We start from the raw sequence: 21,874 nt of genomic DNA on the forward strand, positions 1-21,874 counted from the left end.
GGCCACCGCGGTGCCGCGCAGCTCGGTCGCGCCGGGAGCGTCCGGGGCGGCGGCGGCCGGGGCGGCGGTGGCGCTGCCGGTCGGCGCGACGGCCAGGGTGGTGAGCAGCAGGGACCCGGCGGCCGCGTGGACGACGGCAGTTCTCATCGCGTGTTCCCTTCGGTGCACGGCGGCGACAAAAGGGAAGTTTCGTTCGGTGGTCGGGGAAGGCAAGCACCGATCGCCGGTGTCGGCGTCAATGCCCCCGTGCGCCCCCGGGGTCCTGGCCCCGCCGAGGGTGCGGGTGCTCGCGGTGTGCGAAGGCCGCACGCAGGTCCGGTTCGCCGACCGCGCGGACGCCGCGTACGGCGACGGAGGTGAGATACGTACGGTCGTCACCGGCACCGCGGGTGCCGCGGGGCAGGGTGCCCAGCAGCCGTTGACCGGCCGGAGAGGCCCGGCGCGTGTACGGGTGGACCTCGATCCGCGCTATGACCAGGCAGCTCAGGGTCAGGATCAGCGGCAGCGCGAACCACAGGGCGACCACATGGCGCGGCAGTTCCGACGAGGCCGGCAGCAGCAGGGCGGCGGCCCCCAGCCCGACCACGGCCAGCGCGGCGAACCGCACCTGACGCACCCCGTCGACGATCGTCGTGCCGGTGCCGTCCTCGGGCACGGCCAGACCCGCACGGACCAGCCGGTCGGCCATATCGCGCACGGGGGCCGCGGTCGCCGCCGCGGCCCGCACGGGCGCGATGAGGGACTGCCCCTCCGGGCCGATGGCCCCTATCACCGACCGCTCCATCTCGTCCCGCCCCCGTGGATCGACCACGGTCGCCCAGCCGGTGCGGGCCAGCAGCAGCCTGCGCCGGCGCGCCATGGAGACCAGGGTGACATCGGCGACCCGCCGGGGCCCGCCGCACAGGAACGCCGCCTCGTACAACGTCAGGTCGTGCCCTTCTGCGGTGGCCGCACCGGTGGTGCCGACGGCCGCCGCGCGGACGGCGGCCAGGCACAGCCGGGCGCACGCCACACCGGCGACGCCCCAGGCCGACAGCAGGAGGAGGACCCAGTACATGGATTGTTTGTAAGTGACACGGACACGGGAACACCATGCCTTTTCCATCATCCGGACGGAGTGTTGCGGTGATGTGATGTTCCGCTTGGCTTCCCGCCTGGTTCCGGGGGAGATTTCGGGGCCACGGCGGCTCAACGCCGCAGCAGCACCCGCCGCGTGGCCCGGGCCAGCCGCACCGCCGGCCGGTGCGACCGCGGCTTCGGCCCCGACCGCTCCAGCCACCACTCCCGCAGCTCCCGCCGCATCCGCCCGTCCTCCGGCCGCCCGGCGAGCAGCAGTTGCTCCACGAAGTCCAGCGCGTCCCGCCGGTACCCCTCGGTCATCGGCCGGTTCTGCGCATACGCGAGGAAGGCGGACCGGTACCCCTCGCCGAGCAGCACCGGCAACTCGGGCGCCACCTTGGCGACGACGCCCGCCCGCTTCGCGGCCAGCGCCCGTGCCTGCACCGCCATCCGTCCCCGGTCGAACCCCTCGGGCACGGGCGTCCCGGCGACCAGCGCGGACAGCACCGCGGTCTGCGCGAGCGCGAGGCGCTGCCGCGCGGGTTCGAGGCATCCCTCCTCCGGCTCGGTGCGGGCGGCACGGGCGGCACGGGTGGTGGGAACAGCCGCCGCCCGCACCTCCGCCGCGCCCTTCGCCACTGCCGCCTGGATGGCTTCCAACTCGTCCCGCAACTCGGCCGGTTCCGGGAAGTTCTCGTCCCGCTCCAGCAGCACTCCCGGCGGGGAGACCCGGGAGGCGAGGTCGGTCAGGATGTCGAGGACCGGCCGGGGCACGGGGTGGGCGTGGCTGTCGTGCCAGACCCCGTCCCGTTCGACGCCGCCCGCGACATGGACGTACGCGACGGCCTCCAGGGGCAGTTCGGCGAGCGCCCGCGCGGGGTCCTCGCCGCGGTTGACGTGGTTGGTGTGCAGATTGGCCACGTCGACGAGCAGCCGCACGCCGGTGCGGTCGGCCAGCTCGTACAGGAACTGGCCCTCGGTCATCTCCTCGCCGGGCCACGAGAACAGCGCCGCGATGTTCTCCACGGCGAGCGGCACGGGCAGCGCGTCCTGGGCGATCCGGACGTTCTCGCACAGCACGTCGAGCGCGTCCCGGGTCCGCGGCACCGGAAGCAGGTGCCCCGCCTCGAGCCGCGGGGAGGCGCTGAGCGGCCCACCCGCCCGGACGAACGCGATGTGCTCGGTGACCAGCGGCGCCCCCAGTGCCGTGGCCCGCTCGGCGAGTGCCGCCAGCCGCCCCGCGTCCGGCCGCTCCGCCCCGCCGAGCCCGAGCCCGACCCCGTGCGGCACGACGGTCACCCCGCGCTCGCGCAGCCGCAGCAGCGACTCAGGGAGATGCCCGGGACACACGTTCTCGGCCACCACCTCGACCCAGTCGATCCCCGCCATCCCCTCCACGGCGCCCGCCATCTCCGGCCGCCACCCGATCCCCGTCCCCAGTCGCACCGTCATTCCCCCTCCTTCACCCGGCCCCCGTCGGCCGCCCTGTCGGGCGTGCCGTGGGTATGACCCCGAACGACGCCTCCGAACCCGGCCCGGGGCACCTTCAGAGCAACATTTGAGCTTCACACGGTCCGCCCGGGGCCGCCGTGCGGGCTGACCGGCACTCCGGCAACTGTGTCAGCATCTTGACACAGTTCACTCCACACGTGATTGTGTCAGGAAGTTGATACACCTTGCGGGAGGGAAGGGGCTGGGATGTCTGCTGCAGCAGGAAGGGGAGCCACGTGGAGGGAGGGGCTCGAGACTCCCGTGCGATGGGCCGGCGCGGCGACCGGTGTGGCGGTCAACGCCCTGGTCTCCTACAGCCCTGAACCCGATGTGGACCTGCTGTACGGGTTTCCCGTCTTCGGCCTGTTCGTCATGCTCGGCGTGTACGTGTCCGATGTGGTGGCCCGGCCGGGTCAGGGCTGGGTACGAGTGGCTCAGGTGACACCGCGCCGCATCCGGGACCATGTCCCCCGTGCTCTGACCACCGCGTTGACCGGGCAGGCCGTCGTCCTGACCGGTCTCCTGATCGTCGCGGCCGCGACGGCCTCGGCGGACGCCGACGGCCGCTCACGCCGTGCGCTGACGGTCACGTGCCCGGCGGGTGCACAGCTGCTCTCGCCCTGGCCCGGCCCGTACTACGCCTGGCCGATCCTCGGCGGCCTCACCGTCGGTACCGTTGTCTGCGCGGTGCTCCTGCGCCGTATCACCGCGCAGTCCCGGAGTGACGATCAGCGCCGCGCCGGAATCCGGGCGGCGATCGGTGCCTGGGGGGTGATGGTGAGCGCTCCTCTTTTCGCCGTCTCCTTGACGATGGGGGTCGTGGTGCTGAGCTTGTCCTGCGCGGGCGGGATGAAGGACGCGGCTCTGTGGGGGCTGGCTCTCACCGCCCTCGCTTCCGCCCTGACGGCGTGTCACTGCCTGTGCGTCCTCCTGCTGCCGCAGGCCTACGTCAAGGCCCGGCCGTGACGGCGCAGTCCATCCGCGTGAATCACGCGTCCCCGGTCCCGCCCTACGAGCAAGTCCGTGCGCAGCTGGCCGATCTGATCTCCGTCGGCCGACTGCGTCAGGGAGACAGACTGCCGTCCGTGCGCCAGCTGGCCTCCGACCTCGGGCTGGCCAACAACACCGTGGTCCGGGCCTACCGCGAACTGGAGAGTGCGGGTCTGGTCAGGACCCGCAGGGGTTCCGGCACCCAGGTCATCGCCCCGGCAGCCGCCATCGACAGCAAGGCGAAGCTCGCGGAACACGCACGCACGTACGCGGCTGCCGCCGGCCGGCTCGGTGTCTCGAACGAGGAGGCCCTGGCGGCGATCCGTCACGCTCTCGCGAGCCTCGACGCCCACTGACATCGAGCAGGAGGTCAGCGCAGGGACGGGTGGTCCGCCACCACGGTGCTGGAGCCGGGGGCGATCTCGGTGAAGCCCGCGTCGCGGACCAGGGGGAGGCCGCTGGTGATCAGGGCCGGCCAGTGGGAGGGGGCGGCGGGGCGAACGGAGAGGGGGAAGCCGGCGTCGTGCCAGGCGGCGCGGTCCTTGTCGGTCAGCTCCCACCAGGCCAGCTGGGCGGCGTGGCCCGCCTGGGCCATGGCCTTGCCGGCCGACATGTCGAGGTCGGGGTTGAGCCACAGGACGGGGGCGGCGGGGTCCGCCGGGGGCACGGGCTCCTGGTCGTCCAGGTCGGTGCCGGAGACCTGGAGGCGGGCCAGGTCCTTGGGCCAGCCGTCCAGCGGGACCGGCGGGAAGACGCGGACCTCCGCGGACGTGCCGGTGACCGTGATGCCGTCGAGCGCCTCCGCGCGGCGCCACTCCGCACCACGGGCCCGGCGCACCACCTTGCGGATGCGGGCGTCCTGCCAGTCGCGCATCGCCTGCGCCCACTCGCCCTCGCCCGTCGACCGCTCGTCGGCCAGCATCGTCAGCACCGCGCGGGCCGCCGTCTCCAGCGCGTCCGTACGGGCCGGGGGCGCGGCCCGCTCGATGCGTGCCACCAGGGGCAGCACGAACTGGGGTGCCGCGTCGCGGGCACTGGACTCATGACGGAAGGGGCTGTCGGCGACGGACGCCCGGTCGTTGTTCACCGGTCCAGTCTGCCAAGCCGCCGGGCGCCGGCGACCGTCACCCCGAGCAGGACGTGCGCTCGGCCTCCCGCCTCCCCCAAGTTCTCGACTTCGCTCGAACAGGGGACCCCCATTCAGAGCGGGCACAGGGTCACGCCCTTGTACGAATCCGGGTACTCCGTCGGCTCCCGGCACAGCACGCACTCCGCGTACGGGGGCCCGTCGGCCTCGGGCGGCCTGGACGCTTCGATCAGGCAGTAGTCGTTGTCAGCCATGCCTCCACCCTAGGACGGCCGGTTTCGTCCGTTCGCCGTCGCGATCAGGTCGGAGACCTTCACGAAGTGGTAGCCCTGCTCGCGCAGCTCCGGGACGATCGTCTTCAGGGCCCGCTCGGTCGTCGGGGCCGCGCTGCGGGTGCAGTGCAGGACGACGACGGAACCCGGGCGCACCCCGTCCAGTACCTGCCGGGCCACCGCGTCGGCGTCCGTGGCGAAGGCGTCGCCGCCGACCACGTCCCACTGCACGGCGGTGACACCGGCCGGGGCGAGTGCCTTGAGCGCCGCGCGGTCGTAGCACCCGCCGGGGAAGCGGAAGTACGGCATCGGGTCCGGCACCCCCACCTCGCGGAAGGCCGCGTACGCCCGCTCCACGTCCGCGCGCATCCGGTCCGCGGAGACGGTCGGCAGGTCGTAGCAGTCGTCCGTGAACGCGTAGTGGCTGTAGGAGTGGTTGGCGACCTCGAAGAGCGGGTCCCGGCCGATGGAGCGGGCCTGGTCCGGGTACTCCTCGGCCCAGCGCCCCGTCATGAACACGGTGGCCGGCACCTGCAACGCGCGCAGCGTGGTGATCAGCTGCGGGTGGTCGAAGTGCTCGCCCGCCGCCGCCCGCGGGCCCTGGTCGGCGGTCATGTCGGCGTCGAAGGTGAGGGCGACGGTCTTCTCCCCGGTGCGCGGGCCGTTCTCGAAGACCGGGGTCAGACCCGCCGGCCCCGGAGCCAGGGTGGGCGGCCGCGAGGACGGTGCCGCGGGCGTGGCGGAGGGCGCGGGGCGCGGCAGCCCTGAGGGTCGGGAGGTGCCGCAGGCGGTGAGGGCGGCGCCCAGGACGACGCATACGGCTGCCGCCCGGCCGGCTCGGCGCGCTTGGCATACAAGTGTGATCATCTTATGAATGTATGAGCGGCATGCGAGCTTTCCGATGGTTTGCGGGCCGATGTGGTGCGGTGTCACCCGGGTGGCGGTTCCCGGCTCGGTCCGTACGCGGCTTCCGGTTGCGAGGCGATGGGCGCGGAGGTAACGTACAACCAAATGGTTGTAGATGGATGGGCCGACGAGGCCGTGGACCGGCTGTTCCAGGCCCTGGCCGACGCGACGCGTCGCGACATACTCCGCCGTTGTGTGCGGGGTGAGCTGTCCGTGTCACGGCTGGCCGAGGCGTACCCGATGAGCTTCGCCGCGGTGCAGAAACACGTCACGGTGCTGGAGCGCGCCGGGCTGGTCACCAAGCAGCGGCGCGGACGGGAGCAACTCGTGCGTACCGATCCCGACGCGGTGGGCCGGGCGCGGCAGGCCCTCGACGAACTGGAGACGGCCTGGCGGGCGCGGGTGGACCGGATGTCCGGTCTGCTGGCGGACGACGCCGGGCCCGACGAGGACTCGACGAAAGGACAGGGCACATGACCGTCACGAGCGTGGACAAGGATCTCGACAACCTGACCCTCACCGTGATCGCGGACTTCACCGCACCGGTCGAGAAGGTGTGGCAGCTGTGGGCGGACCCGCGGCAGCTGGAACGCTGGTGGGGGCCGCCCACCTACCCGGCGACCGTGGAGGAGCACGACCTGAGCCTCGGCGGGGAGGTCAGGTACTTCATGACCAGCCCGGAGGGCGAGAAGTTCGGCGGCTGGTGGCGGATCACCTCCGTCACCCCGCCCACCGCCCTGGAGTTCACCGACGGCTTCTCCGACCAGGACGGCAAGCCGAACCCCGAGATGCCGACCACGACGGTACGGATGACGCTCGGCGAGCGCGAGGGCGGTACCCGGATGGAACTGCGCTCGGTCTTCGACAGCCGGGAGCAGATGGATCAGCTCGCGGAGATGGGCATGGTCGAGGGGCTGAAGCAGTCGATCGGCCAGATGGACGACCTGCTGGCGGCCTGACCCCCGTACGGACCCCGTACGGACCCCGTACGGACCGCGTATGGATCCGTACGGCCCGCGGGGGCGGCCGGGGAGAGCCCCGGCCGCCCCCGCGGGTGTCACCGCCGCCAGGGGCCGGTGACCGCGAACGTCGTGCCGGGGGAGTAGCAGTTGACGTACATCGTCCGGCCGTCGGGGGAGAAGGTGACCCCGGTGAACTCGCCCCACTCCGGTTTCTCGGGAGTTCCCACGTTCTGGCGGTTGCGCGCCATCGCGTACACCTCGCCGTGCCGGGTGACGCCGTAGACGTGCTGCGCGCCGCCGCCGTCCTCGCAGACCATCAGGCCGCCGCTGGGGGCGAGGCAGATGTTGTCCGGCGACTCGCCGGGCAGTTGTACGTCGGTGTCCGGCCCGAAGACGATCACCAGCGTCAGCCGCCGCCGGTCCGGGTCGTAGCGCCAGATCTGCCCGTGGTGCTCACCGGCCGAACCCTCGGCGCTGCGGGCGAAGGACGACACGAAGTACACCGACCGGCCGCCCCAGTAGCAGCCCTCCAGCTTCTGCGCGTGCGTGATGCCGCCGGCGCCGAAGTCCTGGAAGCGGATGGGGGTTTCGGCGGCCTGCGGGTCCGGCACGTCCACCCACTCGATGCGGTCGAAGCGCGCGCCCGTCTCCTGGACCGAGGACAGGTCGGGCACTCCGGGCACCCGCATCGCCTGGAGCCGGCCGCCCGCGCGCAGCGAACCGGTGCCGCCGAGCGGCTTGTCCGGCAGGAAGCGGTAGAAGAGCCCGAAGGGCCGTTCGAACGCGTCCTCCGTCTCGTAGACGACGCCCCGCTTCGGGTCGACCGCGACCGCCTCGTGCTGGAAGCGGCCCATCGCGGTGAGCGGCACGGCACCCGTGCGGCGCGGGTCGGCCCCGTCGACCTCGAAGACGAAGCCGTGATCCTTGGTGTAGCCGCTGGTGCCCGCCTTGTCCTCGGTCTCCTCGCAGGTCAGCCAGGTGCCCCAAGGTGTCGGCCCGCCCGCGCAGTTGACGGCGGTACCGGCGATCGCGACCTGCTCCGAGAGCACCCGGTCGCGGGAGTCCAGGGTCAGCGACGTACAGCCGCCCTTGCCCTGAGGGTCGTACGTGAGCCCGTCGATCATCGGGACCGGGGCCCTGCCGTTGGCGCGGTTCTCGTGGTTGCGGACGAGATGGACGCGGCCGTGCCGGCCCGTGAAGGCGGCCATGCCGTCCGGGTTGGAGGGGACGGGGCCCTCACCGGAGCGCAGTGCGTCGCCCTCGCGGGAGAGCACCCGGTAGTGGAAACCCTTCGGCAGGTCGAGCAGCCCGTCGGGGTCGGGGACGAGGGGGCCGTAGCCGTGGTGGCCGAGGTTCTGCGCGGCGGCGGCAGTGGGGGTGAACAGCTCGGAGAGGGAGCCGGAGAACGCGATGCCGATTCCCAGGGCGCCGGAACGGGCGAGCAGCTGACGTCGTGTCGTGGGGGAGGAGCCGGTGGCGGATCCGGTGGACTCCGTGGTTCCGGGGGTCCCGGTGGTCCCTGATGAGGTCATGGTGGGGGAACCTTCCTGCTGGCGGACAGGAACTGTGACCCGCCGTGTCTATCACCTGCCGTGAGTCACGGGAACCACGCGTGGAGCACGTGTCACGGGCCCGGGGACCGGTCGGGCGGCGGCCCCGGTTCGTCGGGTGGTGGCTCCGGTGCGTCGGGTGGCGGCCCCGGTTCCTCGAGGGCGCGCTCCGTCGGCGCCGGCTGCTGGGCGGATCGTTCCAGGAAGCGCAGCAGCTCCACCGGGAAGGGCAGCACCAGGGTGGAGTTCTTCTCGGCGGACACCGCCACGATCGTCTGCAGCAGCCGCAGCTGCAGCGCGGACGGGGTGTCGGCCATCTGCTGGGCGGCCTCGGCCAGTTTCTTCGACGCCTGGAGTTCGGCGTCGGCGTTGATGACCCGGGCCCGCCGCTCGCGGTCGGCCTCCGCCTGCCGGGCCATGGACCGCTTCATCGTCTCGGGCAGCGAGACGTCCTTGATCTCGACCCGGTCGATCTGCACGCCCCAGCCGACCGCCGGGCTGTCGATCATCAGTTCCAGGCCCTCGTTGAGCTTCTCCCGGTTGGACAGCAGGTCGTCGAGGTCGCTCTTGCCGATGATCGAGCGCAGTGAGGTCTGGGCCATCTGGGAGACCGCGAACCGGTAGTCCTCGACGTTGATGAGCGCGGCGGAGGCGTTGACGACCCTGAAGTAGACGACCGCGTCCACCCGCACGGTGACGTTGTCCCGGGTGATGCCCTCCTGTGCGGGGATCGGCATCGTGACGATCTGCAGATTGACCTTGTGCAGCCGGTCCACCCCGGGGACGATCATCGTGAACCCGGGCTGGCGCTCCCTGCTGTACAGCCGTCCGAGCCGGAAGACCACCCCGCGCTCGTACTGCTTGACGACCCGCGCCGCCGCGGTGAGATAGACGACGCCCGCGGCGCCGGTGGCGACGATCGCGGTGATCAGCTCCTCGACCATGACGACCTCCCGTTCAGAGGCCTGCTCCCTGCGCTTGCATCCGCTTATGCCACGATATGCCCGGCATCCGGTCCGCGGCCACGGCCCGAGGTCGAGGGCTCGGGGCGCCGGGACCCGGGGCTACGGGGTCCCGGTGAGCCGGCCGGCGTCCCGGGCCAGCGCGGTGAGCCGGGAGATCGCCCGGAAGTACTTCTTGCGGTAGCCGCCCTTCAGCATCTCCTCGCTGAACAACTGGTCGAAGGGCAGTCCCGAGGCGAGTACGGGCACCTCGCGGTCGTAGAGCCGGTCGGCGAGGACGACCAGCCGCAGGGCCGTCGACTGGTCCGGTACCGGCCGCACACCGGTGAGGCACACGGCGGTGATCCCGTCGGTGAGGGCGCCGTAGCGGCTGGGGTGCACCTTCGCGAGGTGCTCCAGCAGATCCGTGAAGTCGTCCAGCGAGGCGCCCTCGGTGGTGTACGCCGTCTTGGTCACCAGTTCGTCGGTGTACGGCGGCGGTGCCTGGGGCAGGCCGCGGTGGCGGTAGTCCTCGCCGTCGATGCGCAGGGCGCGGAAGTGGGCCGACAGGCCCTGGATCTCGCGCAGGAAGTCGGCCGCGGCGAACCGGCCCTCGCCGAGCTTGCCGGGCAGCGTGTTGGAGGTGGCGGCGAGCGCGACCCCCGCCTCGACCAGCTTGCCGAGCAGGGTGGAGACGAGCACGGTGTCGCCGGGGTCGTCCAGTTCGAACTCGTCGATGCACAGCAGCCGGTGCCCGGAGAGCGTCCGTACCGTCTGCTGGAAGCCGAGGGCGCCGACCAGGTTGGTCAGCTCCACGAAGGTGCCGAACGCCTTGAGCGCGGGCTCGGCCGGGGTGGCGTGCCACAGGGAGGCCAGCAGGTGGGTCTTGCCGACGCCGTAGCCGCCGTCGAGGTAGACACCGCGCGGGCCGGTCGGGGCGGGTTTCGCAGGCTTCCCGAAGCCGAACAGCCGGCGCCTGCCGGAATCGCCGGCCGGTGCTCCGCCGAGACCCGCCGCGAAGCCTTCGAGGACGCGCACGGCCTCGGTCTGGCTGGGCTGGTTCGGGTCGGGTATGTAGGTGTCGAAACGGACCGCGTCGAACCGGGGTGGGGGCACCATCTCGGCGACGAGCCGGTCCGCGGGGACGTGCGGCTCACGGGCGCACAGGGACAGCGGGGCCGCATCGGCCGAGGGAGCGAGCCGGGAGGCGGGGGAGGAGGACGACACGCTCACCGATACTACGGGGCGTGGAACACTGCACGGCATGCGACGCCTCTTCCCTGTGATCGACGAAACAGCAGCTCCCGCCGGGGGGACGACCGGTACCTCCCTCGCGGGAGAGGGCACGGAGGGCCGGGAGTGGAGCCTGGCCGAACTGGCCGCCGCGTACGCCTACCCGGGGCCGGGGCCCGGTGGGGACCGGCAGCCGTGGCTGAGGGCCAACATGGTGTCCACGCTCGACGGAGCCGCCCAGCACGAGGGCCGCTCGCAGCCCATCTCCTGCCCGGCCGACATGCGCGTCTTCGGCACGCTGCGGGCCCTCGCGGACGTCGTGCTCGTCGGCGCGGAAACGGTTCGGCTGGAGGGCTACCGTCCGGCCCGCGCCCGTGCGGAGTTCGCGGCGGCGCGCGAGGCGGCCGGGCAGGGCCCCGCGCCGGCGATCGCCGTGGTCTCCGCCGGTCTGGACCTGGACTTCTCCCTGCCGCTGTTCACCACCCCGCTGGTGGACACCCTGATCCTGACCGGTGCCGCCGCGTCCCCCGACCGGATCGCCGCCGCCGAGGCGGCCGCCGGGACCCGTGTGGTGATCGCGGGGGACGGCACCGGAGTGGATCCGGCCCGCGCGGTGCGGGCCCTCGCGGAACTGGGCCACACCCGGCTGCTGACCGAGGGCGGGCCGCGGCTGCTGGGGCAGCTGGTGGCGGCCGGAGTGCTGGACGAGCTCTGTCTGACCGTCGCCCCGATGCTCGTCGCGGGTGACGCTCAGCGCATCGCCGGTGGACCGTCTGTGACACTTCCGAGTCGTTTCACGCTGAAATCGATGTTGGAGGAGGACGGTTTTCTTTTCACGCGGTACGCGCGGTCCTGACCGGACGGGCGGACCCGAACCCTCCGGCGGTGTCCGGGAGTGTCCAGGAGCACCCGGATGCGCGTTCAATGGTTACCGCTGGTCCGGTAATCGGCGGAATGTTCCGTTCCGCTTGATGGCGTGACGGGCACACTGAACCCGGTGGTGCCCGTGCGGGCACGGGCAGGACGGATTCCGCAGGGCCTGGCTCGGCCCACGGGGAGAGAGGGCCCACGGCCCTCCGAGGAGAAGGGGCGCCTGGTGTTCACAAGCGTACTGATGATCGAGAAGGCCCTGACGTCCGCCGACGTGGAGTTCGTCACCACCTTGCACGGCGACGAGGAGGTCGCCTTCCAGGTGCTGCTCCAGCCGCGCGGCGAACAGGCGGACCGGCTGCTGAGGGCCATCGACGACGTGGCCCTCGGCGAGCTCGACGACGCCGTCCGGGAGGCGGGGACGCCCGAGGGCGAGGATGCCAGGACGATGGGGGAGCGGGCGCTCGAGGTGTCCCTGCAGGCCCTGCGCGCCGCCGGCCACGAGGCCGACGGCCGGCTGATCGAGAACCACCCCCTGGACGCGCTGAGAACGATGGTCCAGGAGGCCGGTGCGGACGAGGTGATCGTGCTCACCGACCCGCACTACGTGGAGGAGTTCTTCCACCGGGACTGGGCCTCCCGGGCCCGGCACAAGGTGGGGGTGCCGGTGCTGAAACTGTTCTCGCACAGCAAGGCATAGGCTGGGGCGGCGCCCTTCGCACGAGGGCGCGGGAGCACTCGTCACCACTGGGGAGAAACACGCATGGCACCCGGCCTTCCTACCGCCATGGACCGACCGCACTTCATCGGCATCGGCGGCGCCGGGATGTCGGGCATCGCGAAGATCCTCGCGCAGCGCGGCGCCGAGGTGGCCGGCAGCGACGCCAAGGAGTCGGCCACCGCCGAGGCGCTGCGCGCGCTGGGCGCCACGGTCCACATCGGGCACGCCGCCGGGCACCTGGCCGACGACGCGAGCTGCGTGGTCGTGTCGTCGGCGATCCGTGAGGACAACCCGGAACTCGTCCGCGCGGCCGAACTGGGCGTTCCCGTGGTCCACCGTTCCGACGCGCTGGCCGCTCTCATGGACGGCCTGCGCCCGATCGCGGTGGCCGGCACCCACGGCAAGACCACGACCACCTCGATGCTGGCCGTCTCCCTGACCGAGCTGGGCCGCCGCCCGTCGTACGCGATCGGCGGCGACCTGGACGTGCCCGGCTCCAACGCGCTGCACGGCGAGGGCGAGATCTTCGTCGCCGAGGCGGACGAATCGGACCGCAGCTTCCACAAGTACGCCCCCGAGGTCGCGATCATCCTCAACGTGGAACTGGACCACCACGCCAACTACGCGTCCATGGAGGAGATCCACGAGTCCTTCGAGACGTTCGTCGGCCGCATCGTGCCCGGCGGCACGCTGGTGATCTCGTCGGACCACGAGGGCGCGCGGGAACTGACCCGGCGCCTGCGCACCTCGGCAGGTACGGAAGGTCCCGAAGGTTCGGCCGGCTCCGTCCGGACGGTGACGTACGGGGAGGCGCCCGACGCCGACGTACGGGTGACCTCGGTCGTCCCGCAGGGGCTGAAGAGCGAGGTGACCGTCGAGTTCGAGGGCGCCCCGCTCACCTTCACGGTGTCCGTCCCGGGCCGCCACTACGCGCACAACGCGGTGGCCGCGCTCGCCGCCGGCGTCGCGCTCGGCATCCCGGCCACCGAACTGGCTCCGGCGCTGGCCGCGTACACCGGGGTGAAGCGGCGCCTGCAGCTCAAGGGCGAGGCGGCGGGCGTCCAGGTCATCGACTCCTACGCGCACCACCCGACCGAGATGACCGCCGACCTGGAGGCGATGCGCGCCGCCGCGGGCGACGCCCGCATTCTGGTCGTCTTCCAGCCGCACCTGTTCTCCCGCACCCGGGAGCTGGGCAAGGAGATGGGCCAGGCCCTGGCCCTGGCCGACTCCTCGGTCGTGCTGGACATCTACCCGGCCCGCGAGGACCCGATCCCGGGCGTCACCAGCGAGCTGATCATCGAGGCGGCGCGGGCGGCCGGCGCGGACGTGACGCCGGTGCACGACAAGGCGGAGATCCCGGACGCGGTCGCGGGAATGGCGAAGCCCGGCGATCTGGTTCTCACCATGGGAGCGGGCGACGTCACCGACCTCGGCCCGCTGATCCTCGAGCGTCTCTCGCAGTGAGACGCGCAAGAAGCAGGCAGCAGCAGAAGCAAAGGGGCTGAAGGCTCATGTCGTACGACGTGGAGAAGCCGGACGAGCAGTGGCGCGCGGAGCTGACGCCGTCCGAGTACGCCGTGCTGCGCCAGGCGGGCACGGAGCCGGCTTTCACCGGTGAGTACACCGACACGAAGACCGAGGGCGTCTACTCGTGCCGTGCCTGCGGCGCCGAACTGTTCACCTCGAAGACCAAGTTCGAGTCGCACTGCGGCTGGCCCTCCTTCTACGACCCGCGGGACTCCGCGGCGGTCGAGCTGGTCGAGGACCGGTCGCACGGCATGGTGCGCACCGAGGTGCGCTGCTCCCGCTGCGGCTCGCACCTCGGGCACGTCTTCGAGGGCGAGGGGTACCCGACGCCCACGGACCAGCGGTACTGCATCAACAGCATCTCGCTGAAGCTGCAGCCCACCGAGGGCTGATCCGCACGGACGCGCGTCGAGCCGTGGTGACGGGGGAGGGCCGCCGGGATTCCCGGCGGCCCTCCCCCTCTCGGGGGGCTCTCGGGTGGTTTCCCGAGGTCGGGGCGGGGCAGGTGGCCGCGTAGCGCGGGGGCGTGTTCCCCGGGCGCTGTCGGAGGTGCCGTCTACACTCGACCGGCGGCAGAGCGTGCGGCCGGCCCGGCCGGAAACTTCCAGCCCCCGAAGGGTGTTCGGCGTCTTGATACGGATCGACTCAGTGACGAAGCGCTACCCGGACGGCACGGTGGCGGTCGACCGGCTCTCCCTGGAGATCCCCGACCACTCGATCACCGTTCTGGTCGGACCGTCGGGCTGCGGCAAGACGACCACCCTGCGCATGATCAACCGCATGGTCGAACCCACCGAGGGAACGATCCTGCTCGACGGCGAGGACATCCAGAGCCGACCGGTCACCACTCTGCGCCGGTCCATGGGGTACGTCATCCAGAACGCCGGACTCTTCCAGCACCGCACGATCGTCGACAACATCGCCACCGTGCCGCGCATGCTCGGCTGGGGCAGGCAGCGGGCCCGGGAGCGGGCGGCGGAGCTGATGGAACGGGTGGGCCTGGACACCGCCCTGGCCAAGCGGTACCCGTACCAGCTCTCCGGCGGCCAGCAGCAGCGCGTCGGAGTGGCACGCGCGCTCGCCGCGGACCCGCCGGTGCTGCTGATGGACGAGCCGTTCTCGGCCGTCGACCCGGTGGTCCGCAAAGGCCTGCAGGACGAACTCCTCCGGATCCAGGAAGAGTTGGGCAAGACCATCGTTTTCGTCACGCACGACATCGACGAGGCGGTCAAACTCGGCACCATGGTCGCCGTACTGCGCGAAGGCGGCAGGCTCGCCCAGTACGCGCCGCCCGCCGAGCTGCTCTCCGACCCCGCGGACGCGTTCGTCGAGGACTTCCTCGGCGCCGACCGGGGCATCCGGCGGCTCTCCTTCCTCACCACCGCCGCGCTGGAACTGGCCACCGACCCGGTGATCCCGCCGGACGCCACCGCCGAGCGGATCGGCGCGTCGAACGCCCCCCACCTCCTGGTGACCGACGCCGAGGGGCGCCCGCTCGGCTGGTCCGAGCCCCGGCGGCTGACCGCCGGGGACATCCGACCGGACCGACTGCTGCCGTACGGGCGGCCGTTCGTGCCCGGCGTGGACTCGCTGCGGGTCGCGCTCGACTGTGCGGTGCTCTCCCCCACCGGCTGGGCCGTCGCCGTGGACGACACCGGCCGGGTGCGGGGCGTCGTCTCCCAGCAGACCATCGGCGACGCCATCCGCACCGCCCACCAAAACGGCCGCACCGGCGACGAGAAGGTCGCCGGATGAGCGGCTTCTTCGACATCCCCAGCGACCTCCAGCACAGCTGGGCGGGCCTGATCGGACTGCACCTGAGGGAGGCGCTGATCCCGGTCGCGGCCGGGCTGCTGCTCGCACTGCCCGTCGCCCAGCTGTGCGGACGCTTCCGCTGGCTGTACCCGCCGGTCCTGGGCATGACGACCGTGCTGTACGCCGTCCCGTCGCTGGCGTTTTTCGTCGTCCTCATCGACTACACCGGCCAGACCGAACTCACCGTGATGATCCCGCTGGCCCTGTACAGCCTGGTGGTGCTGATCCCGGCGATCGTCGACGGGGTGCGCGCGGTGCCACCGGAGACGCTGGCCGCGGCCACCGCCATGGGCTTCGGTCCCCTGCGCCGTTACACCCAGGTGCAGTTGCCGATCGCCGCCCCCGCCATCATCGCCGGCCTGCGGGTGGCCACCGCGTCCAGCATCTCCCTGGTCAGCGTCGGCGCCCTGATCGGCAATCAGGGCGCCCTCGGCAACCTGCTCGCGGCCGCGCAGAAGTACGACCGGCCCGAACTCGCGGTGAACTCCGTGGTCACGATGGCCGTACTGGCGATCGCGTGCGACGCGCTGCTGGTCCTGCTCCGGGTCCTGCTCACGCCGTGGATGCCGCGCGGCACACGGCCGAGACCCGCCGCACGCCCCGAGCCGTACGAAGCCGGGGGCGCGGCCCGGTGAACATCCTCGACTTCATGAACGCCTTCTTCAGCGACAGTGCCCACTGGCACGGCTACGACGGCATCCCACAGCGCTTCCTCGAACACGTCCGGTACTCGCTGCTGGCCCTCGCGATCGCCGCCGCGATCGGCCTGCCCGTCGGCCTGCTGACCGGGCACACCGGCCGCGGCGGGAACGCACTCGCCTTCATCGCCAACGCCGCCCGCGCCCTGCCCAGTTTCGGCCTGCTGGTGCTGGTGGTGCTGCTGATCGGCTTCGGCCTGCTGCCCGTCATGATCCCGCTGGTCGTGCTGGCCGTTCCGCCGATCCTGGTGACCACCTACGAGGCCGTCCGCACGGTGGACCCCTCCCCGGTGGACGCCGCCCGCGGCATGGGCATGCGCGAGTCGCACATCCTGTTCCGGGTCGAGGTGCCGGTGGCCCTGCCGCTGATCCTCAGCGGGCTGCGCTCGGCGGCCATCCAGATCGTGTCGACGGCCACCATCGCCGCGTACGTCAGCCTGGGCGGCCTCGGCCGGTACATCATCGACGGGCTCTACCAGCGCGACTACGAGAAGGTGGTCGGCGGGGCCACCCTGGTGGCGGTCCTGGCCCTCGTCACGCTCGCGCTGTTCTGGGCGGCGGGACGACTGGTGGTGTCACCGGGTGTACGACGGCGCTGAACCGGCTCCGCACGCACGGGCGGCCGAGTGACAACCGTGATCCGGCCGCGCTTGACGGCCGTCAACCGGCTGGATTGGATCGGTGGATGACTTCTACCGTGAAGAGCAGCAGGTCCAGGACGAGGCACACCGGCGCGGCGCTCGTCGCGTTCAGCGCCGCGACGGCGCTCCTCGCGGGCTGTTCGTCCGGCGACACCTCCGACAACCCCCTCGAGGAGGAGAAGGCGGAGGCCGGCACCGTGGTGGTCGGCTCCAACAACTTCGCCGAGAGCACCCTGCTCGCCGACATCTACGGCGAGGCGCTGAGGGCCAAGGGCCTCAAGGTCACCTACAAGCACAACATCGGCAGCCGGGAGACGACCTACGGCCTGATGAAGAACGGTTCCGTCACCGTCCTGCCCGAGTACAACGGCTCCCTGCTGGCCTACCTCGACCCCGAGGCCGAACAGGAGTCCGCCGACGCCGTCAACGACGCCGTCAAGGCCGAGCTCGACAAGAAGCTGACGCTGCTGGACCCGTCGCCGGCCGAGAACAAGGACTCGGTCAGCGTCAACGCCCGGACGGCGAAGAAGTACGGTCTCACGGCGTCGTCCACCCTCGCCGACCTCAAGGACGTCGCACCGGAGATGGTGATCGGCGGCTCGCCCGAGTTCCAGACCCGGCAACAGGGCCTGAAGGGCCTGGAGTCCGTCTACGGCCTGAAGTTCAAGTCCTTCAAGGCGCTCGACGCGGGTGGTCCGCTCACCCAGGCGGCGCTCACCGGGAACGAGGTCCAGGCCGCGGACGTCTTCACCACGGACCCGACCATCGTCAAGGAGAAGTTCGTCGTCCTGAAGGACCCGGAGAACCTCTTCGGTTTCGCCAACGTGACCCCGCTGGTCCACCAGGACGCCCTCCCCCAGGAGGGCGTCGACGCGCTCAACGCGGTCTCCGCCGCGCTGGACACCGAGACCCTGCTCGACCTCGACGCCCAGGTCCAGTTGGAGAAGAAGGACCCCCTGGACGTGGCGAAGGCCTGGCTGAAGTCGGCCGGACTGGACTGACCCCGCGCGGGGTGCGGTGAACGGGCCGCACCCCCTGCGCCGTTCACCGTTCTGGGGCCGCCTGCGAGATCAGCCGGTCGAGCAGGGCGATCAGTACGTCCCTGGACGACTCGCGCTCCCGCGCGTCGCAGAGCAGCACCGGCACGCCCTCCGGCAGGGTCAGTGACTCCCGGATGTCCTCGACCGGGTAGGGGTGCTTCCCGTGGAAGCCGTTCGCGGCGACGACGAACGGGATGCCCCGGCGCTCGAAGAAGTCGATCGCGGCGAAACTGGACTCGGGTCTGCGCACATCGATCAGGACCACCGCGCCGAGTGCGCCGAGGGCCAGGTCGTTCCACATGAACCAGAACCGCTGCTGGCCCGGCGTACCGAAGAGGTACAGCACCAGGTCGTCGGAGACGGTGATCCGGCCGAAGTCCATCGCCACCGTGGTGTCACGTTTTTCCTCGATGCCCTCGAGGTCGTCGATGCCCAGGCCCGCCATGGTCAGCGGCTCCTCGGTGCGCAGCGGGGCGATCTCGCTGACCGAGCCGACCAGGGTGGTCTTGCCCACGCCGAAGCCCCCGGCGATCAGGATCTTGACCGTGTCGGGTGCCGAACGCCCGGTGGGTGCCTGAGCGGTGGTGTCAGAGCCGGCCAAGTCCGTCCCTCACTTTCTGCAGCAGAGCCAGGTCCGGGGTGCTGCGGGTGACGTGGTGCGGCGGGCGGACCGTGATCCGGCTCGCCTCCAGCAGGTCGCAGAGCATGATGACGACCACGCTCATCGGGAGGTCGAGGCGGGCGGCGATCTCCGCCACCGCGACGGGTTCCGAGCACAGCCGCAGGATGCGGAGGTGCTCGGGCTGCGGCCGGGCGGCCGCCTCGGGCTGCGGATCGACCGCCGTCACCGTGGTGATGAGTGTGAAGTCGGCGCGGCTGGGCCGCGTCCGGCCACCGGTCAGGGTGAACGGTCGGACGAGCCGGCCCGCGACATCGCCTCCGCCCACCTCACGCGCCGGAGTCGACGGCGGAGCCTGCCGTGTCCCGGGGCGCCGCGCTGAGGTGTTCGCCGATCTTCTTCACCAGCATGTTCATCTGGTAGGCGACCACGCCGACGTCCGCGTCCGGTCCGGTCAGCACCACGAGATGGGCGCCCGGACCGGCCGAGGTGAGGATCAGATAGCTGTTGGCCATCTCGATGAGCGCCTGGCGTACCGGGCCGCCGCGGAAGTCCATGCTGACGCCCTTGCTGAGGCTCATCAGCCCGGACGCGGTGGCCGCCAGACGCTCCGCGTCGTCACGCAGGAACCCGGTGGACTTGCTGACCACCAGACCGTCCTCGGACAGCACCACGGCCTGGTTCACCTCGGCGACCCGCTCCACGAGTCCGGTGAGCAGCTGATCGAGCTGGGTGTGAGTGGCGGGTACGGGGCGTGTCATTTCTGTGTTCCTTCGTCGGCGTTCAGCGGTCGGAGGGCGGATTCGGGAGCTCTCGGGGGCCGGCGGGGGCCCCGGAGGAGGCCGTCGTGCCGGTGGTGGCGGACGGTGGTGCGGCATCGTCGTCGGCACGGGCGTCGTCGCTGTCCGCACGTGCCCGGGACGTGCCGCGCTGGAAGCCGCCCAGGGAGGACGCCGCGTCTTCCGCCGTGAAGTCCCCGGAGTCGTGCTCGGTGACGGACGCCGCCACCTCCTCCCGCAGTTCGGCGGCCAGGCTGGTCTGCGGCACCCGGCGGGGGAGCGGGGTGAGCCCGCTGTGCCCGGGCGCGGTCGTGGCCGGGCGGGGAGCGGTCCGTACGGCGGCACCGGGCCGGGACGGCGCCGTACCCGCGGCCGCGTCGGTCGTGCCGGTCGCATCGGCCGCATCGGTCGCGGGGGGCCGGGCACCCGCAGCGTTCTCGGGTTCCGCGGCGTCCTCGGCGTCCTTGGTGTCCTTGGTGTCCTCGGCGTCCGCCGTGTCCGTGGTGCCGGTGGTGGCCGCCCGGTCCGGGCCGGCCGCCGTGCGGTGTCCGTTCACCCCGACGGTGGGGGCGGCCTCGGCCCCGTGCGGCGCGTCGCACACCACGATCGTGTGCGGGAGCAGCACGATCGCCGTCGTCCCGCCGTACGGCGACGGGCGCAGGGTGACGGCGATGCCGTGCCGGTGGGCCAGCTGGGAGATCACGAACATGCCGAGCCGCAGGTCGTCGGCGAGGGCCACCACGTCGAACTGCGGTGGCTTGGCCAACTGGGCGTTCATCGAGGCGTAGTCGTCCTCGGACATGCCGAGTCCCCGGTCCTCGACCTCGACGGCGAGGCCCTTGGCCACCATCGCGGCACGCACCCCGACGGGGCTCGGGGCGGGCGAGTACACCGTCGCGTTGTCGATCAGCTCGGCCAGCAGGTGGATCACGTCGGCCACCGCGGGCGGAGCCAGCGCCACCTCCTCGTCGGTGTGCACCTCCACCCGCTGGTACTCGGCGACTTCACCGACGGCGCTGCGCAGGATGTCGATCAGTGCGACCGGTTCGCTCCACGAACGGCCGGGCCGCTCACCGCTGACGATGACCAGGTTCTCCTCGTAGCGGCGCAACTGGCTTGCCGTGGAGTCCAGTTCGTACAGTCCCTTGAGGACCTCGGGGTCGGTGTGCCGGCGTTCCAGCGCGTCGAGCTTGCTGAGCTGGAGGTTGACGAGGTTCTGGCTCTGCCGTGCGATGCCCAGGATGATCTTCTGGAACCCGCGTCTGGTGTCGGCGAGTTCGACCGCCGTGTGCACCGCGGTGCGCTGCGCGGTGTTGAACGCCTGGGCGACCTGGCCGAGTTCGTCGTGGCCGTAGTCCAGGGGAGTGGTCGCCGACTCGGCGTCGACCTTCTCGCCCCGCTCCAGCCGGGCCACCACGTCGGGCAGCCGTTCCTCGGCGAGGCTGAGGGTGGCCATCCGCAGGCCGTGCAGCCGGCGGGACAGCGAGCGGGTGATCCGCCACGACACGCCGACACACACCAGCAGCGCCAGCAGTCCGCCGACGCTCAGCGAGGCGGCGGTCAGCAGCAGGCTGCGGGCCTCGTCGGAGGTGCGGGTGAGCAGCGCGTCGGTCTGCTCCCGGACCATGGCGGAGTACTCCGCGGCGATTTTGTCCATGGCGACGTTCCACCGCTGCTGCGCGTCCGGCAGGTCGATCCTGCCGTTTTCGCCGGTGGGGTGGGTCGCGAGGACCTGGTCCTCGATCTCCTCCAGGGTGCGCCATTCGGCGCTCCGCTGGATCCGCTCAGCCTGCGCCTTGGTGCTGCCGCGCAGGGAGGGCAGGATCTGGTCCTTGATCAGCCAGCGGCGGGTGTGGACCAGCTCCGCGAAGTCGAACCACGCCTCCTCGTCGATCTGCCCGGACGGCCAGGCCAGGGTGAGCCGTGTGTCCGCCTGGGAGACCAGTTCCGCCGCGTGTTCCAGCGCGACCAGCGGCCCGGCCTGCGAGGTCAGGTCGCCGTCGTCGACCTGCGAGAGTTCCTGGAAGGCGTGGATCTGGTCGTCGATGATCCAGGTGTACTGGTCGAGTGCCTGCTCGGCGGTGATCTCCGTGGGGTTGTCCATCTGGTCCCGGTAGTACTCCAGGCTGCCCACCGAACCGAGCACCGAGTACAGCTGGTCCGACACACGCGCCGGTGCCTCGGCGATCGCGTCGGCCTGCCCGACCACCTTCGCCACCGCCGCGTCGGTCATCCTGCGCTGCACCTCGAGGGCGGTACGGGAGGTCCGGGAGGTCCCCGGCGTGGCCAGCCAGGCGGCGGACAGACTCCGCTCCCGCTGCAACGCGAGGGTCGCCTCGGTGCCCATCGCACCGGTCGACCGGCTCAACTCCGTCTGCGCACGGAGCTGAAGCCCCTCCGAGAACATCTGGATCGTCGTCACACCCCACATGGCGGCGAGGGTGACGCTGGGCACCAGAGCCAGGAGGACCAGTGAGAGACGTATGGAGCCGAGACGGCGCCGGGCGCCTGTCCGTGGAGACATCGTCGTCCTAGAGCGGTCGGATCAGCGGGGATTGCGGGTGCGGAGCAGTCGGGAACAGGCTGCGGACGGGTGGGCCGGACGCACGTCCGGTCACTCCCGGGTGATGCGCGGGAGGTCGTCCGCACACGTGACCGTACAGCCCGTGC

At 71.7% G+C, this 21,874-nt stretch carries 23 protein-coding genes and 1 pseudogene; 12 read left to right on the forward strand and 12 right to left on the reverse strand.

The window, feature by feature from the left end:
- Window positions 1-235: 235 nt before the first annotated feature.
- Window positions 236-1,057, reverse strand: coding sequence for a TIGR04222 domain-containing membrane protein (locus tag JL475_RS21530; RefSeq protein ID WP_202279449.1), 822 nt, complete (start codon window positions 1,055-1,057; stop codon window positions 236-238).
- A gap of 131 nt (window positions 1,058-1,188) precedes the next feature.
- Window positions 1,189-2,511 carry a DUF692 domain-containing protein gene (locus JL475_RS21535; RefSeq protein ID WP_202279450.1) on the reverse strand — a complete coding sequence of 441 codons (1,323 nt, stop codon included), beginning with the start codon at window positions 2,509-2,511 and terminating at the stop codon, window positions 1,189-1,191.
- A 300-nt stretch (window positions 2,512-2,811) separates the two neighbouring features.
- Between JL475_RS21535 and JL475_RS21540 the strand changes: the two genes are divergently transcribed.
- Both JL475_RS21540 and JL475_RS21545 read left to right on the forward strand, forming a co-directional pair.
- On the forward strand, window positions 2,812-3,516 hold the full coding sequence (locus JL475_RS21540; RefSeq protein ID WP_202279451.1) for a hypothetical protein: 705 nt from the start codon (window positions 2,812-2,814) through the stop codon (window positions 3,514-3,516).
- Window positions 3,513-3,896 carry a GntR family transcriptional regulator gene (locus JL475_RS21545; protein WP_202279452.1) on the forward strand — a complete coding sequence of 128 codons (384 nt, stop codon included), beginning with the start codon at window positions 3,513-3,515 and terminating at the stop codon, window positions 3,894-3,896. Before JL475_RS21540 ends, JL475_RS21545 begins: the two co-directional genes overlap by 4 nt.
- Window positions 3,897-3,910: 14 nt before the next feature.
- On the opposite strand, the gene JL475_RS21550 is transcribed toward JL475_RS21545, so the two are convergent.
- From JL475_RS21550 to JL475_RS21560, 3 genes and pseudogenes are all read right to left on the reverse strand, one after another.
- A complete protein-coding gene (locus tag JL475_RS21550) occupies window positions 3,911-4,627 on the reverse strand; it encodes an aminoacyl-tRNA hydrolase (RefSeq protein WP_202279453.1) in 717 nt (238 codons plus the stop codon).
- Window positions 4,628-4,664: 37 nt separating this feature from the next.
- Window positions 4,665-4,881 (reverse strand): annotated as a pseudogene (locus JL475_RS40170) (hypothetical protein).
- Window positions 4,882-4,890: 9 nt separating this feature from the next.
- On the reverse strand, window positions 4,891-5,766 hold the full coding sequence (locus tag JL475_RS21560) for a polysaccharide deacetylase family protein (RefSeq protein ID WP_202279454.1): 876 nt from the start codon (window positions 5,764-5,766) through the stop codon (window positions 4,891-4,893).
- A 144-nt stretch (window positions 5,767-5,910) separates the two neighbouring features.
- Between JL475_RS21560 and JL475_RS21565 the strand changes: the two genes are divergently transcribed.
- Both JL475_RS21565 and JL475_RS21570 read left to right on the forward strand, forming a co-directional pair.
- On the forward strand, window positions 5,911-6,282 hold the full coding sequence (locus JL475_RS21565; protein WP_202279455.1) for a metalloregulator ArsR/SmtB family transcription factor: 372 nt from the start codon (window positions 5,911-5,913) through the stop codon (window positions 6,280-6,282).
- Window positions 6,279-6,764 carry an SRPBCC domain-containing protein gene (locus JL475_RS21570; RefSeq protein WP_202279456.1) on the forward strand — a complete coding sequence of 162 codons (486 nt, stop codon included), beginning with the start codon at window positions 6,279-6,281 and terminating at the stop codon, window positions 6,762-6,764. Before JL475_RS21565 ends, JL475_RS21570 begins: the two co-directional genes overlap by 4 nt.
- A gap of 98 nt (window positions 6,765-6,862) precedes the next feature.
- Here JL475_RS21570 and JL475_RS21575 read toward each other — a convergent pair whose 3' ends face one another.
- From JL475_RS21575 to zapE, 3 genes are all read right to left on the reverse strand, one after another.
- On the reverse strand, window positions 6,863-8,299 hold the full coding sequence (locus tag JL475_RS21575) for a PhoX family protein (RefSeq protein ID WP_237407870.1): 1,437 nt from the start codon (window positions 8,297-8,299) through the stop codon (window positions 6,863-6,865).
- Window positions 8,300-8,391: 92 nt separating this feature from the next.
- Window positions 8,392-9,261 carry a slipin family protein gene (locus tag JL475_RS21580; protein WP_202279457.1) on the reverse strand — a complete coding sequence of 290 codons (870 nt, stop codon included), beginning with the start codon at window positions 9,259-9,261 and terminating at the stop codon, window positions 8,392-8,394.
- A 120-nt stretch (window positions 9,262-9,381) separates the two neighbouring features.
- The gene (zapE, locus tag JL475_RS21585) at window positions 9,382-10,485 is read right to left on the reverse strand and encodes a cell division protein ZapE (protein ID WP_202279458.1); all 1,104 of its coding nucleotides are present in this window, start codon (window positions 10,483-10,485) and stop codon (window positions 9,382-9,384) included.
- Window positions 10,486-10,522: 37 nt separating this feature from the next.
- Between zapE and JL475_RS21590 the strand changes: the two genes are divergently transcribed.
- The 8 genes from JL475_RS21590 (at window position 10,523) to JL475_RS21625 (ending at window position 17,767) form a co-directional block, all read left to right on the forward strand.
- Complete coding sequence (locus tag JL475_RS21590; RefSeq protein ID WP_202279459.1) at window positions 10,523-11,347, forward strand: pyrimidine reductase family protein; 825 nt, start codon at window positions 10,523-10,525, stop codon at window positions 11,345-11,347.
- 240 nt (window positions 11,348-11,587) lie between these two features.
- Window positions 11,588-12,061 (forward strand): indole-3-glycerol phosphate synthase, encoded by a 474-nt coding sequence (locus JL475_RS21595; protein WP_202279460.1) that lies wholly within the window; start codon window positions 11,588-11,590, stop codon window positions 12,059-12,061.
- A 63-nt stretch (window positions 12,062-12,124) separates the two neighbouring features.
- Complete coding sequence (gene murC / locus JL475_RS21600) at window positions 12,125-13,549, forward strand: UDP-N-acetylmuramate--L-alanine ligase (protein WP_202279461.1); 1,425 nt, start codon at window positions 12,125-12,127, stop codon at window positions 13,547-13,549.
- A gap of 47 nt (window positions 13,550-13,596) precedes the next feature.
- A complete protein-coding gene (msrB, locus tag JL475_RS21605) occupies window positions 13,597-14,004 on the forward strand; it encodes a peptide-methionine (R)-S-oxide reductase MsrB (RefSeq protein ID WP_202279462.1) in 408 nt (135 codons plus the stop codon).
- A gap of 238 nt (window positions 14,005-14,242) precedes the next feature.
- Window positions 14,243-15,367, forward strand: coding sequence for an ABC transporter ATP-binding protein (locus tag JL475_RS21610; protein ID WP_202279463.1), 1,125 nt, complete (start codon window positions 14,243-14,245; stop codon window positions 15,365-15,367).
- Window positions 15,364-16,062 (forward strand): ABC transporter permease, encoded by a 699-nt coding sequence (locus JL475_RS21615; protein WP_202279464.1) that lies wholly within the window; start codon window positions 15,364-15,366, stop codon window positions 16,060-16,062. The genes JL475_RS21610 and JL475_RS21615 overlap by 4 nt, the downstream gene beginning before the upstream one ends.
- Entirely contained in the window at window positions 16,059-16,724 is a 666-nt protein-coding gene (locus tag JL475_RS21620) for an ABC transporter permease (protein ID WP_202279465.1), read from the forward strand. The genes JL475_RS21615 and JL475_RS21620 overlap by 4 nt, the downstream gene beginning before the upstream one ends.
- Before the next feature lie 86 nt (window positions 16,725-16,810).
- A complete protein-coding gene (locus JL475_RS21625) occupies window positions 16,811-17,767 on the forward strand; it encodes an ABC transporter substrate-binding protein (protein ID WP_202279466.1) in 957 nt (318 codons plus the stop codon).
- Window positions 17,768-17,810: 43 nt separating this feature from the next.
- Here JL475_RS21625 and JL475_RS21630 read toward each other — a convergent pair whose 3' ends face one another.
- The 4 genes from JL475_RS21630 to JL475_RS21645 are packed head-to-tail and all read right to left on the reverse strand — an operon-like array spanning window position 17,811 to window position 21,728.
- Window positions 17,811-18,407: an ATP/GTP-binding protein gene (locus JL475_RS21630; RefSeq protein ID WP_202279467.1), complete on the reverse strand. Its 597-nt coding sequence runs from the start codon at window positions 18,405-18,407 to the stop codon at window positions 17,811-17,813.
- Complete coding sequence (locus tag JL475_RS21635; RefSeq protein WP_202279468.1) at window positions 18,394-18,753, reverse strand: DUF742 domain-containing protein; 360 nt, start codon at window positions 18,751-18,753, stop codon at window positions 18,394-18,396. Before JL475_RS21635 ends, JL475_RS21630 begins: the two co-directional genes overlap by 14 nt.
- Before the next feature lies 1 nt (window position 18,754).
- A complete protein-coding gene (locus JL475_RS21640) occupies window positions 18,755-19,186 on the reverse strand; it encodes a roadblock/LC7 domain-containing protein (RefSeq protein WP_202279469.1) in 432 nt (143 codons plus the stop codon).
- 22 nt (window positions 19,187-19,208) lie between these two features.
- Window positions 19,209-21,728: a nitrate- and nitrite sensing domain-containing protein gene (locus JL475_RS21645; protein WP_202279470.1), complete on the reverse strand. Its 2,520-nt coding sequence runs from the start codon at window positions 21,726-21,728 to the stop codon at window positions 19,209-19,211.
- Window positions 21,729-21,874: the final 146 nt, after the last annotated feature.

Origin of the sequence: Streptomyces sp. M2CJ-2 (assembly GCF_016757295.1) — a bacterium.
Taxonomy (GTDB): domain Bacteria; phylum Actinomycetota; class Actinomycetes; order Streptomycetales; family Streptomycetaceae; genus Streptomyces.

Coding starts and splice junctions, on each gene's coding strand:
- JL475_RS21530 (WP_202279449.1), bottom strand. CDS start 1,057: ATGTACTGGGTCCTCCTCCTGCTGTCGGCCTGGGGCGTCGCCGGTGTG.
- JL475_RS21535 (WP_202279450.1), bottom strand. CDS start 2,511: ATGACGGTGCGACTGGGGACGGGGATCGGGTGGCGGCCGGAGATGGCG.
- JL475_RS21560 (WP_202279454.1), bottom strand. CDS start 5,766: ATGATCACACTTGTATGCCAAGCGCGCCGAGCCGGCCGGGCGGCAGCC.
- JL475_RS21565 (WP_202279455.1), top strand. CDS start 5,911: ATGGTTGTAGATGGATGGGCCGACGAGGCCGTGGACCGGCTGTTCCAG.
- JL475_RS21570 (WP_202279456.1), top strand. CDS start 6,279: ATGACCGTCACGAGCGTGGACAAGGATCTCGACAACCTGACCCTCACC.
- JL475_RS21575 (WP_237407870.1), bottom strand. CDS start 8,299: ATGACCTCATCAGGGACCACCGGGACCCCCGGAACCACGGAGTCCACC.
- JL475_RS21580 (WP_202279457.1), bottom strand. CDS start 9,261: ATGGTCGAGGAGCTGATCACCGCGATCGTCGCCACCGGCGCCGCGGGC.
- JL475_RS21590 (WP_202279459.1), top strand. CDS start 10,523: ATGCGACGCCTCTTCCCTGTGATCGACGAAACAGCAGCTCCCGCCGGG.
- murC (WP_202279461.1), top strand. CDS start 12,125: ATGGCACCCGGCCTTCCTACCGCCATGGACCGACCGCACTTCATCGGC.
- msrB (WP_202279462.1), top strand. CDS start 13,597: ATGTCGTACGACGTGGAGAAGCCGGACGAGCAGTGGCGCGCGGAGCTG.
- JL475_RS21615 (WP_202279464.1), top strand. CDS start 15,364: ATGAGCGGCTTCTTCGACATCCCCAGCGACCTCCAGCACAGCTGGGCG.
- JL475_RS21625 (WP_202279466.1), top strand. CDS start 16,811: ATGACTTCTACCGTGAAGAGCAGCAGGTCCAGGACGAGGCACACCGGC.
- JL475_RS21640 (WP_202279469.1), bottom strand. CDS start 19,186: ATGACACGCCCCGTACCCGCCACTCACACCCAGCTCGATCAGCTGCTC.
- JL475_RS21645 (WP_202279470.1), bottom strand. CDS start 21,728: ATGTCTCCACGGACAGGCGCCCGGCGCCGTCTCGGCTCCATACGTCTC.